The sequence below is a fragment of the Pseudomonas sp. GW456-L12 genome (genome assembly GCF_059424045.1).
On record NZ_JBWKZA010000008.1, the window covers coordinates 206962 to 221417 of the forward strand.

Sequence of the window (14456 nt, forward strand, 5' to 3'; positions counted from 1 at the left end):
CCTCTTATTGTTCTATGAGGGGATGAACGCGCACCCCCTGTTCAAGCTGTGCCAACTGCGCGGCATCGGTGATGCCGAAACCAATCTGGGTCACGGCCATGGCGGCGATGGCCGTGGCGGTGCGCAGGGTCTGTTCAAAAGCGTGGGCGCTGAGCAGGCCGTGGAGCATGCCGGCCAGCAACGAGTCGCCAGCGCCGACGGTGCTGGCCACGCTGACCTTCGGCGGTAACGCCTGCAGGGCCGGCGCGGCACTGAACCAGTTCACGCCTTCGGCGCCATGGGAAATCACCACATGCTCGACGCCCTGGGCGTGCAGGCGCCTGGCGGCTGCGGCCTGGGTCGCCAGCGACAGCAGCGGGCTGCCCAGGGCCTCGGCCAGTTCCTCGGTGTTCGGCTTGACCAGCCAGGGTCCGGCGGCCAGGCCGGCGCGCAGGGCTTCGCCGCTGGTGTCCAGCGCCACTTTCAACCCCAGTGCCTTGAGACGGGTCAGCAAGGCGTGCAGCCATTGCGGGCTGACGCCACGCGGCAGGCTGCCGGCCACCACCACCGCGTCATGCCCCGGGGCGATCTGTTCCAGGCGTTCGAGCAGCGCCTGCTGCGCCGCTTCGTCAACCTCCGGGCCGGGGCCGTTGAGGTCAGTGATGCGCCCATCCTGTTCGGCCAGCTTGATGTTGCTGCGGGTTTCCCCGGGCACGCGAATAAAGGCGTCGACAAAACCGCGCCGGGCGAACAACGCCTCGAAGGCCTGGGGATTGTCTGCACCAAGAAAGCCGCTGACAGTCAGTTGATGACCAAGGTCAGCCAGCACCTGGGCCACGTTCACGCCCTTGCCGGCGGCGTGGGTGTGCATGGCTTCGCTGCGGTTGACCTGCCCCGGTTCCAGGCGCGTCAGCTGGACGGTGAGGTCCAGCGCCGGGTTCAGGGTCAGGGTAAGAATCTTTGCCATTACATGGCCTCCACAAGGGCGCGCACATCGTTCGCGCTGCCGACGGCCAGGGCCTGTTCAGCAAGGGTTTGCGCCTGGGTCAGGCTGAGTTCGCGAATGCGTGCCTTGACCTCGGCGATGCTGCGTCCGGAGACGCTCAGTTCGTCCACACCCAGGCCGACCAGCACCGGCACCGCCAGCGGATCGGCCGCCAGCTCGCCGCACACGCCGACCCACTTGCCGTGGGCATGGGCCGCGCGCACGGTGATGTCGATCAGTTGCAGCACCGCCGGGTGCAGGCCATCGGCCTGGGCCGACAGGGTCGGGTGGCCACGGTCGATGGCCAGGGTGTATTGGGTCAGGTCGTTGGTGCCGACGCTGAAGAAGTCCACTTCCTTGGCCAGCACCGGCGCCAGCAAGGCGGCGGACGGCACTTCGATCATGATCCCCAGTTGCAGGTCGGCCACCGGGATCTCCAGGCGCAGGCGCTCGGTCATGTCGCGGGCGGCGCGCCATTCGTCGACGCTGCCGACCATGGGGAACATGATCCGCAGCGGGCGGTTGTCCGCCGAACGCAGCAGCGCACGCAGCTGGGCTTCCATGATCTGCGGGCGTTGCAGGGTCAGGCGGATGCCGCGCACGCCGAGGAAGGGGTTTTCTTCCTTGGCGATCGGCCAGTACGGCAGCGGTTTGTCGCCGCCGACATCCAGGGTGCGCACCACCAGCGGCCGCCCGGCCAGGCCATCGAGCACGCGGCGGTATTCGGCTTCCTGGGTGGCTTCGTCCGGCGCTTGCGGGTGGGCCATGAAAATCAGCTCGGTGCGCAGCAGGCCAATGCCTTCGGCGCCGTTTTCCACGGCACTGGTCACGCCCGCGCTTTCACCGATATTGGCGAAGACCTCGACGTGATGGCCGTCGGTGGTGTGCGCCAGTTGATGGCGCTGTTCGGCGGCGGCCTTGAGCCGTTGCTCGCGGGTATCACGCTCTTCGGTGGCCCGTTGCAGGGTGCCGGCATCGGCGTCCACATGCAGACGACCGCGCTGGCCATCGAGCAGCAGCGGCGTGCCCGGTTTGAGCAGCAGTACGCCGGCACCGGCACCGACCAGCGCCGGAATCCCCAGGGCGCGGGCGACGATCGCGCTGTGGGCGGTGGCGCCGCCACGGGCGGTAAGAATGCCGGCCACCCGCGCCGGATCGAGGCGCGCCACGTCCGACGGGCCAACCTCATCCATCACTAGGATGTAGGCTTCATCCGGCTCGACCGGGGTCTGCACGCCGCACAGCTGGGCCAGCACCCGGCGGCCGATATCCCGCAGGTCGGCGGCACGTTCGGCCAGCAGCGCATCGTGCAAGGCTTCCTGTTGCCGGGCGGCGGCTTCGATCACCGTCATCCAGGCCGCTGCGGCGCTTTCGCCCTGCTTGAGGCGGGTGTCGACTTCGTCGGTCAGTTCCGGGTCGTCGAGCATTTCCTGGTGGGTCACGAAAATCTCGCGAATCGCCTTGGCCTTGCTGCGCTGGATCAGGCCGTCGATGTCATGACGGACCTCGGCCAGGGCCTGTTGCAGGCGCTCGCGCTCGCTGGCGGTGGATTCGCCGCGCAACGGGTAGTCGAATGGCTGGATCACCTGGATATGCGCCGGGCCGATGGCGATGCCGGGCGCCGCCGGGATGGCCTGGACCAGGCTGCCGGAAGCCGGCGCGCTGATGGGCACCTCGATTTCTTCCGGCACTTCCTGGGGCGCACTGGCTTGCGCCACCGGCTCGACTTCTTCCCCCAGCCCTTCGGCGATGGCCGCCAGCAAGGCTGGCAGGGCGTCGGCGGCGATGTTCGGTTCGGCGATCAGCTCCAGGGTCTGGCCACGGCGGGCGCCGAGGCTCAGCAGCTTGCTCAGGCTCTTCACCGAGACGGCGGAGCCCGGTGTGTCGACGATGCGCACACGAACCTCGCCCTCGAAGCTTTTCGCCAGCTGCGCCAGGATCTTCGCCGGGCGCGCATGCAAGCCGTGGGCGTTGGCCAGCACGATGCGCGCGCTCGGCCAGTCGGCCGGCAGTTCGCCACCCAGTACTTCCAGCACCGCACGGCTGCTGGTGGCCCGGCCCAGTTCATGGCCACGGCCTTCGATCAGCAGCGCGCACAGGCGCTCGAGCAGGGCCTGGTGGGCCTCGCCCAGGCTGGCCAGGCAGAACAGCCCGGCCAGGGGTTGGCCGAGGTAACGAATCGGTTTGTCCGGGGTGACGAAGGCCAGGCCCGGGCGCTTGACGGTCTGCTCGCTGTGCAGCCACCACAGGCCATCGCCCAGGGGCAGCGCCTCGACCTGTTGCAGCACCGCGGCAAAACCGTTGCTGACGCAATCGGCCTGGCGCAGCAGACGGGCGCCGCGCCATACCAGTTCTTCGAAATCTTCGGCGGCCACGCCCAGGCCGATCATCTGCGCATCCAGCGCCAACTCCTGTGGCGCGCCTTGCAGCAGTTTCAGCAGGGCTTCGGGCGAGCTGGCGCGACGCAGGGCCTGGCCCAGGTCGGTTTCGCCGAGGGCGCGGGTCAAGAGTTGCAGCAGGCGCAGGTGTTCGTCGGATTTGGCGGCGATGCCGATCGCCAGATAGACGATCTGGCCATCGCCCCAGTCCACGCCCTCGGGAAATTGCAGCAGGCGCACGCCAGTGGCGAACACCTGGTCGCGGGTTTCCGGGGTGCCGTGGGGAATGGCAATACCTTGACCGAGAAAGGTCGAGCCCTGGGCTTCACGGGCCTGCAGGCCAGCCAGGTAACCTTCGGCGACCAGGCCGTCGGCCACCAGTTTGTCGGCGAGCAGGTGCAGTGCGGCGGACTTATCCACGGCCGACTGGCCCATGGATATCTGCTCAATAGTGAGCTCGAGCATGCTTTCTCCTATTTAGCGCTGGGGCGCTAGGTATTGTTTTGAGTGAATCAGTCAGGCGGCGTTAATGCCACAAACGGGACCGTCGGCTTGGCAAGGCCCTGTTTCCGTTTGCTCATATTCCTAGAAAATACGCGTGCTGAAACGTTTAATCTACAATGACGGGCACGTTACTCGATAATCAATCATCCTTGAAGTCCTACCTGTCGGCTGCACGTTCCGACATTGGTCGCCTGCCCATATCGGTTAGGATTGGCGAAAATGTCGGGGCAAGCTCCAGAAAACAAGGAAAACCCGGGTTGAAACTCAGCGATATCGCCAGACTGGCCGGTGTGTCCGTCACCACCGCCAGCTACGTCATCAACGGCAAGGCCGAACAGCAACGCATCAGCAACGCGACCGTCGAACGGGTCCGGGCGGTGGTCGAGGAGCATGGCTTCACGCCCAACCCTCAAGCCGCCGGGCTACGCAGCCGGCGGACCCGGACCCTGGGTTTCATCCTGCCGGACCTGGAAAACCCCAGTTACGCGCGCATTGCCAAGTTGCTCGAGCAAGGTGCCCGCGCCCGTGGCTACCAGCTGCTGATCGCCAGCTCCGACGATGCCCCGGACAGCGAGCGGCAGTTGCTGCAACTGTTCCGCGCGCGCCGCTGCGATGCGCTGTTCGTCGCCAGTTGCCTGCCGCCGGAGGATGACACCTATCGCCTGTTGCAGGCCCAGGGCCTGCCGATCATCGCCATCGACCGGGTGATGGAGCCGGAGTTTTTCTGCTCGGTGATCAGCGACGACCAGCAAGCCAGCCTGCAATTGACCCGCAGCCTGCTGCAGCCCCAGCCGCGGCAGATCGCCCTGATCGGCGCCCGCCCCGAGCTGGGCATCAGCCGCGAACGCACCGCCGGCTTCAAACAGGCGCTGGAAGGTTTCGACGGCCAGGTGCTGATCGAACAGGGCGAAGCCTTCAGCCGCGACTGCGGGCGCCAGTTGATGGTAGCGCTGCTGGAGCGCCTGGGCCATCTGCCGGATGCCCTGGTGACCACCTCCTATGTGTTGCTGCAAGGGGTGTTCGACGCGCTGCACGATTTCCCGCTCAAGTCGCGGCCGCTGCGCCTGGGCACCTTCGGCGATACCCAACTGCTGGACTTTTTGCCGCTGCCGGTCAATGCCATGGCCCAGCAGCACCAGCTGATTGCCGACAAGGCCCTGCAACTGGCCCTGGCCGCCATTGAAGAAGCCCATTACCAACCCGGCGTGAACGCCATCGCCCGAACCTTCAAGCAGCGCATTCACGAGGCTTGAACGTGGAACTGATCGACAGCCACACCCATCTGGATTTTCCGGATTTCGATGCGGATCGTCAGGCGCTGCTGGCGGCCAGCCGCGCCCTCGGCGTGCGGCGAATGGTGGTGCTGGGGGTTTATCAGCGCAATTGGCAGCGGCTCTGGGAGCTGGTGCAGAGCGATGCCAACCTGCACGCCGCCTTCGGCCTGCACCCGGTTTATCTCGACGAGCACAGCCCAGCCGACCTGATTGAGCTGGGCGACTGGCTGACCCGCCTGGCGGGCCACCCGCAGCTGTGCGCGGTGGGCGAGATCGGCCTGGATTATTTTCTCGAGCAACTGGATCGCCAGCGCCAGCAGCAACTGTTCGAAGCACAACTGCAACTGGCCGCGGACTTCCAGCTACCGGCCCTGCTCCACGTACGACGCAGCCATGCCGCGGTGATTGCCACCCTCAAGCGCTTCAAGCTCAAGCGCGCCGGCATCATCCACGCCTTCGCCGGCAGCCGCGAGGAAGCCCGCGAGTACCTCAAGCTGGGGTTCAAACTGGGCCTGGGGGGCGCCGCAACCTGGCCACAGGCTCTGCGCCTGCGCAAGGTCATCGCCGACTTGCCGCTGGACGCGGTGGTGCTGGAAACCGACTCGCCGGACATGGCGCCGGCCATGTACCCCGGCCAGCGCAACAGCCCGCAGCACCTGCCGGAGATCTGCGCGGCCCTGGCCGAAATCATGGCCATCAGCCCCGAACAACTGGCGGCGGCCAGTACCGCCAACGCTTGCGCGCTGTTCGGCTGGCCCCACAGCGCCTGAATCAGACCCGGAACGCGCTGATCAACTGCCTCAACTGCACCACCTGCGCGGACAACTGGCGGCTGGCGTTTTCAGTCTGGTACGCGCCTTCGGCGGTGCGCTCGCCGGCGCGGTTGATCTCGACGATGTTCTGATCGATGTCGTGGGCCACCGCGGTCTGCTGCTCCACCGCCGCGGCGATCTGCTGGTTCTGGTCGACGATCATGCCCACCGCCCCGAGGATGTTCTCCAGCGCCTGCTGGACCTTTTCCGACTGCCCGACCGTGCCATTGGCCATCTGGTGGCTGATGCCCATGGCCTTGACCGCAGCCCCCACGCCGCCGTGGAGCTTGACGATCATCTGCTCGATTTCCTCGGTCGATTGCTGGGTGCGCTTGGCCAGGGTCCGCACTTCGTCGGCCACCACTGCAAAGCCGCGGCCTTGCTCGCCAGCGCGGGCCGCTTCGATGGCGGCGTTGAGGGCCAGCAGGTTGGTCTGCTCGGCGATGCTCTTGATCACCTCCAGCACCCGGCTGATGGCCTGGCTGTCGCTGGCCAGTTGATTGATCACCAACACCGACTGGTCGATCTCGCTGGCCAACTGGGCAATGCTGCCTTGCTGGGATTCCACCAGCCCGCGCCCGCTGATGGTCTCGTCGTTGACGCTGTGGGCGCTGCTGACCGCGGCCGCGGCGCTGCGCGCGACTTCCTGGGAAGTGGCGGACATCTGGTTCATCGCCGTCGCCACCTGCTCGATCTGGCTGCGCTGCCCGGCCACCGCCTGGTTGCTCTGGGCCGACACGGCTTCCACCTGCCCGGCCTGGTGCTCGACTTCGCCGACGGTCTTGCCCACCAACTCGATCAGGTCGTGGATCTTCGCCACGGTGCCGTTGAACACAGTGCCCAGTTCCCCCAGTTCATCGCGGCTCTGGGCATCGAAGGTGACGGTCATGTCGCCGGCCGCCACCTTGTCCATCATCGCGCCCAGGCGCTTGAGGGTGGTGCGGGTCGAGACATAGAACGCGCCGTAGAGATAGAAGATCAGCAGGAACACCGCCGCCAGCGCCACCACCAGCAGCACCATGTGCGTGCGGTTCTGCCCCAGCCGTTGTTGCAGTTCCTCGCCGAGGAACTTCAGGGTCGCCTCGTTGAGCTGGTAGGTCTGCGCCATCAGCCCGCTGACCTGGTCGTAAAAACCCTGCCAGGGCGCATCCAGGGTATCGGCCATCACCACCTGCTCTTCGAACAGCTCGCTGGCTTGCTTGAGGCTGCCTTTACTGGCGCTGGCCTGGGCGTCCAGCGCGCCCTGGGCGGCCTTGCTCGATCCCAGCGCATCCTGCAGTTTCAGGCCGTATTCGGCCTGGAGCTTTTCGATCTGCACCAGCAACTCGTCGAAACGGGTGCTGGCGGATGAGTTGAGAAAGCCCTGGCCCAGGGAATACGCGCCCATCGCCCGCCCTTCGCCAAGGACCTGCGTGACCTGCGGCGTGACGCTGGTCAGCAGTTCACTCAACTGCCGCACATCGCTCTGGGTATCGCGGCTCAGGCCGGACTGGCTGGCGATGATCTGGCTGAAAATCTGCGCACTGCCCAAGAGCTTGCCGATCAGCGCACTTTTGCTTTGCAGCGAGCTTTCCGCTTGCTGCGCCTTGAAGGCGGCGATCATTTCATCGCGCTTGCCGTCGAACACGCCGATCTGCTCGGGGTCCACGGTGACCGCAGCCAAGCCCTGCAAGCGCTCAAGCACGGACTTTTCCAGGGTGCCTATCTTGCTCTCGATATCCCCGGCCTTGCCGGACTGCCCCAGGGTCGCGTTGATCTGCACCATGTTGTTCAGGGTTTCCAGGTCGCGGCGCAAGGTCAGGCTGCTGCCCAGCAGGTCCAGGCTTTGCAGCTCGACCTGGGTGCCCTGGAATTCACGGTAGGAATCGCGCACCAGATAAAAGTTGGTGACCAGCATCGGCAGGAAAAACAGCACGCTGATCAGGCTGAACTTCATGCCGAAGCTCAGGCGGTTCATCAGGGCAATGGCGGGATAGAGCAAGCTCTTCACAAGAAGTCTCCCTTTTTGCTTTTATTTTTATTGGCAGGTACGCGAAGACGGCAGATAGCCACTATTTGGCGCTGCTTCTGTATAGCTCAAATCGGCAAAAGGGTTTGTAACTTAAGGTTAACCGCGGGGACGGCGGACGGATGGAAGGCTTCAGTTGCGCTGGCGAGACCGGGGCTCGCCAGCGCTCACTCGCTGCTCGTCGTCAGGGCAGCACGGTCCACAGGGCGAAACCGGCGTACCAGAGCACCGCGGCCCGCAGCAACAGTTCCCAGATCCGGTCCAGGCTGAGAATGCCGTCCGGCCCGGTGATCGGCGCGGGGATTTCCGCGGCGACCAGGCCGACCTTTTCCACCAGCTGCGCGGCGCTGATGTTCCAGTTCAGCAGTTCGTGGAGCATCACGCGGCTGACCGCGACGAAGTTACCCACCAGGGCGAAGCTGGCCGCCAGCAGGCGTACCGGCAACCAGTCGAAGGCATGCCGCAGCTGCCCGGCGCGCTCGGCGACCGCCGGGTTCTTGCTGTGCTCGGCGGCCAGCGCCAGCAGGCGATAGCTCAATGCGGCCACCGGGCCCAGCAGGAAGTACCAGAAGATCACTGCGAAAAAGCTCTGGTAGGCCTGCCACAACAGGTGCCCCTGAACCTGCTCGAGCAACTGCTCGCCACTGTCGGCGCAGATATCCAGGTCACGCTTGGCGACATGCGCCGCGGCTTGCAGGTCCTCGCGGCGCCAGGCATCGCGAAACGGTCCGAGTTCGCCCAGCAGGTCGCCCCGCCCCAGGCTGTAGATCACCACCAGCAGATGCACCGGCAACGCCAGCAGGCCGTAGGCCAGCGGCTCCAGTACCAGCAACAGCAACCCCAGCAGCACTGCCGGCAGCAGCACCAGCAGCGCCAGCACCCACCAGGGACGCTTGGCCAGACGCAGGCTGGCCTCCTGCCCAAGCAGTTGGCGCAACCACGGCTCGTCATGCTGAACGCGCTGGCGCAAGGCCGAGAACTTCTCGATCCAGACCGCCAGCAACAACACCAGAAAACTCATTGTCCTTCCCCTTCGTTCAGGGCCGCGCGATAGCGTACCCAGTCGAATCCGGGCCCCGGATCGGTTTTGCGCCCCGGAGCGATATCGCTGTGCCCACAAATCCTCTGTGGGGTGATGGCCTTGAAGGCCTGCCGCAACTGCCGGGTCAAGGCAATCAGCGCGTTGTACTGGGCATCGGTGAACGGCAGCTCGTCGGTGCCTTCCAGTTCGATCCCCAGGGAAAAATCATTGCAGCTTTCGCGCCCGTCGAACCACGACACACCGGCGTGCCAGGCACGGTCCAGACAGGAGACAAACTGAGTCACGGTTCCGTCACGTTCGATCAAAAAATGCGCGGACACGCGCAGGTCGGCGATCCCGGCAAAATAGGGGTGCTCTGTGACATCAAGACGGTTCTGGAAGAATTCCTGCACTTTGCCCGTCGCGAACTGGGCCGGCGGCAGGCTGATGTTGTGGATCACCAGCAGGGAAATTTCATCCGCGGGGCGTGCGTTGAAATTGGGTGACGGGCAATGGCGAACGCCGTGACACCAGCCGCTTGCGGGGTCCAACTGCATACCGATTCCTTCAACGAAGCCTGTGACGGCTCAGTATGCCGCGTTCCACGCCCAGGTTGCGATCACTTGCCGCGATTGAGTCGCTGCAAACTGCCGATCACCGATTCCAGCGCCCGGTCGAACAGCAAGGTGTCGTCCAGCTCTCGCACGGCCCCGCGCTGAAACTCCAGGGCCAGGCCGACCCGGGTGCGCTCCAGGACCTTCATGCCGGTGCGGTTGACGAAGATGTACTTGTCGCCGGGTTGAACGATGGCCGTCAGCTTGCAGCGCACGCTGTTGTCCTCGTCCTCGAGGAATTCGACCCAGGCCCCCAGCCGCAGCTGTTCGACCCGCAGCAACCCGGGATCGTTGGCCGCCAGCGCCAGGGGCGCGGCCTCCAGCGGGCCCTCTTCGGCACAGGGCAGGATGATGTGCTCCTCGACCGCGACCATCGCCGGCTGCTCGTCCGCCACGCCCGGCCGATGCTGCCCGGCGTTCTGAGCAAAGTGCTCGAACGCCTGCAGGTGCAAGGCTTCCAGCTGGCTGAAGAATTCGCTGGTGGCGAACGGATCGAACGCCGCGCTGTTCAAGCCGTCGCGCAGCGCCTTGAGCAGGTCGGGCACCAGTGCCAGCAACTGCATGGCGGCATCCGGATCGGTGTGGCGCTGCACGCTCCAGATCAGTTGCTCCATGGTCTGCAGCCCCTGGCGCCATTCGCTGGACTGCTCGCCGTGCTTGAGACAGGTCAACAGCAAGACCTTGCTCCAGGCCTGTTGCACGAACTCTACGACTGTCAGCGGCAGGACCTTGCCCAGCAACCCTTCGTTCAACGCCTGCTCGACGCGACGGCGCGCCAGTTCGGCCTTGGCCCGGCCCTCTTCGGCGTCACGGGTGCGCTGCTCCAGCAGCTCGCTGCGGCGCCGCTCGTCACTGGTGAAGGCGAGAAACTCGGCGAGCAGCTCGGAAAAGATCGCCGGGTCGTCGACGAAGTCACTCAACAGCCGCTGCACCACCTGCTCGATACGCAGGTACAGGCTGTCGCGCTGATAATCGTCGCAACTACCCCAGCCCATGGCCGCCGCGGCAATTTCATTGAGCAGGCGGCGCGCGGGATGGCTGCTGCGGCTGAAGAAACTCTTGTCCAGCACCGCGACCTTGAGCATGGGGATCTGCAAGCGACCGATCAGGGTCTTCAAGGATTCCGGCAGGTTGCGATCGGCCAGGATGAATTCGAAGAGCATGGCCACCAGGTTGATCACGTCCTCGTCGGCCACCCCGACCACCCGCGACTTGCCGCTTTTCACGCTGACCCGGGTCAGCAGCTGTTCCAAGTGGTTGCGCAGGTCGAAATCGTCCTGGGTGCCCGCCGGCACGTAGTGCTGCAGGTGAGACAGCAGGCGCAGCAGGTCACGGGTGGAAATGGGCTGGGTTTCGGCGCTCGCCTCGAGGGTCGGCACCACGCTGCCGCGGACATGCGACAGCAGCTCCTGCAAGGCGGCGAACACTTGCTGAACGCTTTCGTCCATCTGCGCCTCGCCGGGCTCCGGCGTGGCCTGGATACTTGCGGCCGCCTGATCGATAGACCGGCGCGCCGGCGCGGGCTTGAGCTCCGGCAACACGCCCGTGGCGGCCAACAGCTGATTGGCTTCGGCGTACAGCTGGTCGGCTTCGCTGAGCACATAACGTTCGAACAGCTTGAGAATGATCAGCTTGACCTTGATCTCCACCCCCAGGCTGCGCCCAGACTCGAGGAAATACTCGCAGAGCATGGCCGGGCCCAAGGGGTTGCTGCGGTCATCCAGGCGCTTGCCCAGCAGCGCGCTCAGGCGCGCGGTGAGCTGGCCAAGGGCAAAGCCGTCACGGTTGCCGGCCTTGGCGACCATCGCCTCGAGGGCCACGGTGCGCTCCAGGTCATCCTGGCAGGTGTCAGCGGGTGGGACGTAGGCGACGGCCTGGGCGATCGCCGGCGCAGGGTCGTACTGGACCAGGCCGACAAAGGCCTCGAAGAGTTTTTCCAGGAAGCCGCGCTCGATGCTTTTGCGTTTCAGGCGCAGGTCGCGCATGGCTTCGAAAAAGGTGTTCTGGTCGACATTGTTCTGGGCCCGGTCGGCCATCTCGAACAAGGTGTCGTCGGCGTTATCGAACAGTTCCTGCAGGCCATGGCGCAGTTGCTGGGCGGCCTTGTCACGGACCTGAAGCAGAATCACAGGCAGGCGGGCGAGCGGCGAAGGGTTCGCCTGATCCGTAGCCACCTTGTGCAAAGGCACTACATTCCCGTCGTTGTGCATCCAAGCCTCCTGAAAGGTTTTCTCTGCCGCGCAATAAAAGGTCGGTCGACGCTCACAGTCGAGTCCCAGCGGGCATCGATACGCACCGCTGCAGTTCAAATATTGGGGAGCCAAGCAAACGTCAAAGCTATGACGTCAATTAGAAGTCGGATTATCTGGCAAAAGCCCCTTCTTGTGCCAGCAGACTCTGCGCGGGCTTTGAAATAGTGCTCATATAGCGACCGCCCTTTCTCGCAAACGGCTCAGGCCAGGCGACCAAATGCAGGTACTGGAGGGGCGCCGCCTTGGGTTCGCTTGCGCCATGGCCCTATAATCGGGCCACTTTGTTTGTGGAGCCTGCTATGCCGAATCTACGCCTCGCCGACCTGACCGCCGAAATCGAAGCCAACGTGCGCCGTGCGTTGCTGGAAGACATCGGTAGCGGCGATATCACCGCGCAACTGATCCCGGCCGAACGCCTGGCCAAAGCCACCATCATTACCCGCGAAGCGGCGATCATCAGTGGCACGGCCTGGGTCGACGCGGTGTTCCGCCAGCTCGACCCGCGGGTCGCCGTGCACTGGCAGGTGCGTGACGGCGAGCGCGTCAGCCCCAACCAGGCCCTGTTCCACCTCGAAGGTCCGGCCCGTTCGCTGCTCAGCGGCGAACGCTGCGCCCTGAACTTCCTGCAGCTGCTGTCCGGCGTGGCCACCCGCGCGCAGTATTACGCCGACTTCGTCGCCGATACCCAGGTCAAGTTGCTGGATACCCGCAAGACCCTGCCGGGGCTGCGCCTGGCGCAGAAGTACGCGGTGACCTGCGGTGGCTGCCACAACCACCGCATCGGCCTGTACGACGCCTTCCTGATCAAGGAAAACCATATTGCCGCGTGCGGCGGTATCGCCCAGGCGATCAGCGCCGCCCACAGGATCGCCCCGGGCAAGCCGGTGGAAGTCGAAGTGGAAAGCCTGGAAGAACTCAAGGAAGCCCTGGCGGCGGGCGCGGACATCATCATGCTCGACGAGTTGAGCCTGGACGATATGCGTGAAGCGGTTCGCCTGAATGCCGGCAAGGCCAAGCTGGAAGCCAGCGGCGGGATCAATGAAAGCACCTTGCGCCCGATCGCCGAGACCGGCGTCGATTACATTTCGATCGGGGCGATGACCAAGGATGTGAAGGCGGTCGACCTGTCGATGCGCTTGAGCCTCTGATTTTCAAAAGCCTGCGCGATACCCTCAAAGAAAAACGCCAGCCCCTGAAAGGCTGGCGTTTTTGCATCAGTCGTCGATTTCGTTGAGTTCCAGGTAGTCCTGAAGGTCCATGCCCAGGGCCTCGGCCACCTCCTGATGGACCTCCAGGCGCATGGCCTTGAGCTCCTCGGGCGACTCGGCCACCAACTCCAGCACAAGCTCCCACGGCTCGATGCCGCGCGACTCCGCTTCGTCCTCGAACGCCCACTGGGCCTGCTGCTTCTGCTCCTGCGGGCTCAGGGCGCTGATTTCTTCCTGCAAGGAAGGCGTGGCAGCCAGGTACTTTTCAAGGGCTACGTCAATTCTGGCTTCTTTAGGAATCATCTCGTTCTCTCTGATCATGGGAATGGAAGATGGATCTGGATCGTTGGGATCTCTTTGCCGCAAAAAAGCGCTGTGAAAGCCGATTTATCTGGCCGTGAACCATTCGGGATCATCTGAAAACCATTCAGACAGGCTGCGAATATAGGACCTTTGTCTGCGGATGCATACGAATCCTTACAGCGCACCGACAAAAAACCTGTCCGTTCGCTCAAGGCACTTTCACGAAAAATACGTTGTTACATTCCTCTCCCCGAGCCGCCTTCTTGCCCCTGGAACAAGAAGGCAAGGATGCAGTCATAGCGATGTGCCATATCGGCGCTTCACAAGGAAACCCAGTGATGTTCAGCCGCACTCAGCGTTCGTCCGCCTTCCTCGCCACCAGCCTCTCCACCCTGATCCTCAGCAGCCTGTCACTCTCCGCCCAGGCCGTCGAATTCAACTCCAGCAGCGCCTCGTACTCGGACAGGATCTCGGCCCTGCACCAGGAAGTAGACCTCAAGTACACCGTCCGCCCCAGCGGCTTCACCGTGGACGACCTGCAAAAGCTGCAGGACGGCCTCAAGAGCAGCAGCGCCGAACTGGAAAAGCTCAAGGACGTCGTCAACAGCCAAGCGCGCCTGATCGAAGAGCTCAAACGCAACACCGGCAGCAGCTCCAGCTCCACTGCCAGTGAAGTGAGCAACCTCAAGAAAACCACCGGCGAGCAAGCCAACCAGCTGAAAAAGCTGGAAACCCAGCTTGAAGAGTTCAAGCGCAACAGCGGCACAAGCTCCAGTTCGAGCACCAGTGAAGTGAACAGCCTCAAGCGCGTTACCAGCGACCAGGCCAGTGAACTGGACAAGCTCGGCAAGCAGATCGAGGAGCTCAAGCGTGGCAACAGCTCAAGCTCCAGTTCGAGCTCCAGCGAGCTGTCCAGCCTCAAGAGCACGGTCAGTAGTCAGGCCGGCACCCTGGATAAGCTGGCGAGTCAGATCGATGACCTCAAGCGTGGCAGCAGCTCAAGCTCCAGTTCGAGCTCCAGCGAGCTGTCCAGCCTCAAGAGCGAGGTCAGCAATCAGGGCCAGAACCTGGACCAACTCAAACGCAGCCTCGAGGACCTGAGAAGCAAGGTGAAGTGA

The 14456-nt window shown here is 64.3% G+C and carries 11 protein-coding genes and 1 pseudogene; 4 read left to right on the plus strand and 8 right to left on the minus strand.

Annotation, left to right across the window (positions count from 1 at the left end):
• Positions 1-4: 4 nt before the first annotated feature.
• Positions 5-946 (minus strand): 1-phosphofructokinase, encoded by a 942-nt coding sequence (gene pfkB, locus AC07Y9_RS13285; protein ID WP_102678655.1) that lies wholly within the window; start codon positions 944-946, stop codon positions 5-7.
• Complete coding sequence (gene ptsP / locus AC07Y9_RS13290) at positions 946-3807, minus strand: phosphoenolpyruvate--protein phosphotransferase (protein WP_102678656.1); 2862 nt, start codon at positions 3805-3807, stop codon at positions 946-948. Before ptsP ends, pfkB begins: the two co-directional genes overlap by 1 nt.
• Positions 3808-4103: 296 nt before the next feature.
• Here ptsP and cra point away from each other — a divergent pair, with 296 nt between their 5' ends.
• Positions 4104-5099, plus strand: coding sequence for a catabolite repressor/activator (gene cra, locus AC07Y9_RS13295; RefSeq protein WP_085529812.1), 996 nt, complete (start codon positions 4104-4106; stop codon positions 5097-5099).
• A 2-nt stretch (positions 5100-5101) separates the two neighbouring features.
• Entirely contained in the window at positions 5102-5890 is a 789-nt protein-coding gene (locus AC07Y9_RS13300) for a TatD family hydrolase (RefSeq protein WP_102678657.1), read from the plus strand.
• Position 5891: 1 nt separating this feature from the next.
• Here the strand turns inward: AC07Y9_RS13300 and AC07Y9_RS13305 are convergent, their stop codons facing one another.
• The 5 genes and pseudogenes from AC07Y9_RS13305 to AC07Y9_RS13325 form a co-directional block, all read right to left on the minus strand.
• The gene (locus AC07Y9_RS13305; protein WP_371858168.1) at positions 5892-6821 is read right to left on the minus strand and encodes a methyl-accepting chemotaxis protein; all 930 of its coding nucleotides are present in this window, start codon (positions 6819-6821) and stop codon (positions 5892-5894) included.
• A pseudogene (locus tag AC07Y9_RS13310) lies at positions 6798-7889 on the minus strand (methyl-accepting chemotaxis protein); the annotation flags it as partial. The gene AC07Y9_RS13305 and the pseudogene AC07Y9_RS13310, both read right to left, overlap by 24 nt.
• A gap of 235 nt (positions 7890-8124) precedes the next feature.
• Entirely contained in the window at positions 8125-8961 is an 837-nt protein-coding gene (ampE, locus tag AC07Y9_RS13315; protein WP_102678659.1) for a regulatory signaling modulator protein AmpE, read from the minus strand.
• Positions 8958-9518, minus strand: coding sequence for a 1,6-anhydro-N-acetylmuramyl-L-alanine amidase AmpD (ampD, locus tag AC07Y9_RS13320; RefSeq protein WP_102678660.1), 561 nt, complete (start codon positions 9516-9518; stop codon positions 8958-8960). Before ampD ends, ampE begins: the two co-directional genes overlap by 4 nt.
• Before the next feature lie 62 nt (positions 9519-9580).
• Positions 9581-11785: a DUF1631 domain-containing protein gene (locus AC07Y9_RS13325; protein ID WP_102678661.1), complete on the minus strand. Its 2205-nt coding sequence runs from the start codon at positions 11783-11785 to the stop codon at positions 9581-9583.
• A 341-nt stretch (positions 11786-12126) separates the two neighbouring features.
• Between AC07Y9_RS13325 and nadC the strand changes: the two genes are divergently transcribed.
• Complete coding sequence (gene nadC, locus AC07Y9_RS13330) at positions 12127-12975, plus strand: carboxylating nicotinate-nucleotide diphosphorylase (RefSeq protein ID WP_087091219.1); 849 nt, start codon at positions 12127-12129, stop codon at positions 12973-12975.
• A gap of 66 nt (positions 12976-13041) precedes the next feature.
• Here the strand turns inward: nadC and AC07Y9_RS13335 are convergent, their stop codons facing one another.
• On the minus strand, positions 13042-13338 hold the full coding sequence (locus AC07Y9_RS13335) for a DUF6388 family protein (RefSeq protein ID WP_007922267.1): 297 nt from the start codon (positions 13336-13338) through the stop codon (positions 13042-13044).
• A 338-nt stretch (positions 13339-13676) separates the two neighbouring features.
• Here AC07Y9_RS13335 and AC07Y9_RS13340 point away from each other — a divergent pair, with 338 nt between their 5' ends.
• Positions 13677-14456, plus strand: coding sequence for a hypothetical protein (locus tag AC07Y9_RS13340; RefSeq protein ID WP_102678662.1), 780 nt, complete (start codon positions 13677-13679; stop codon positions 14454-14456).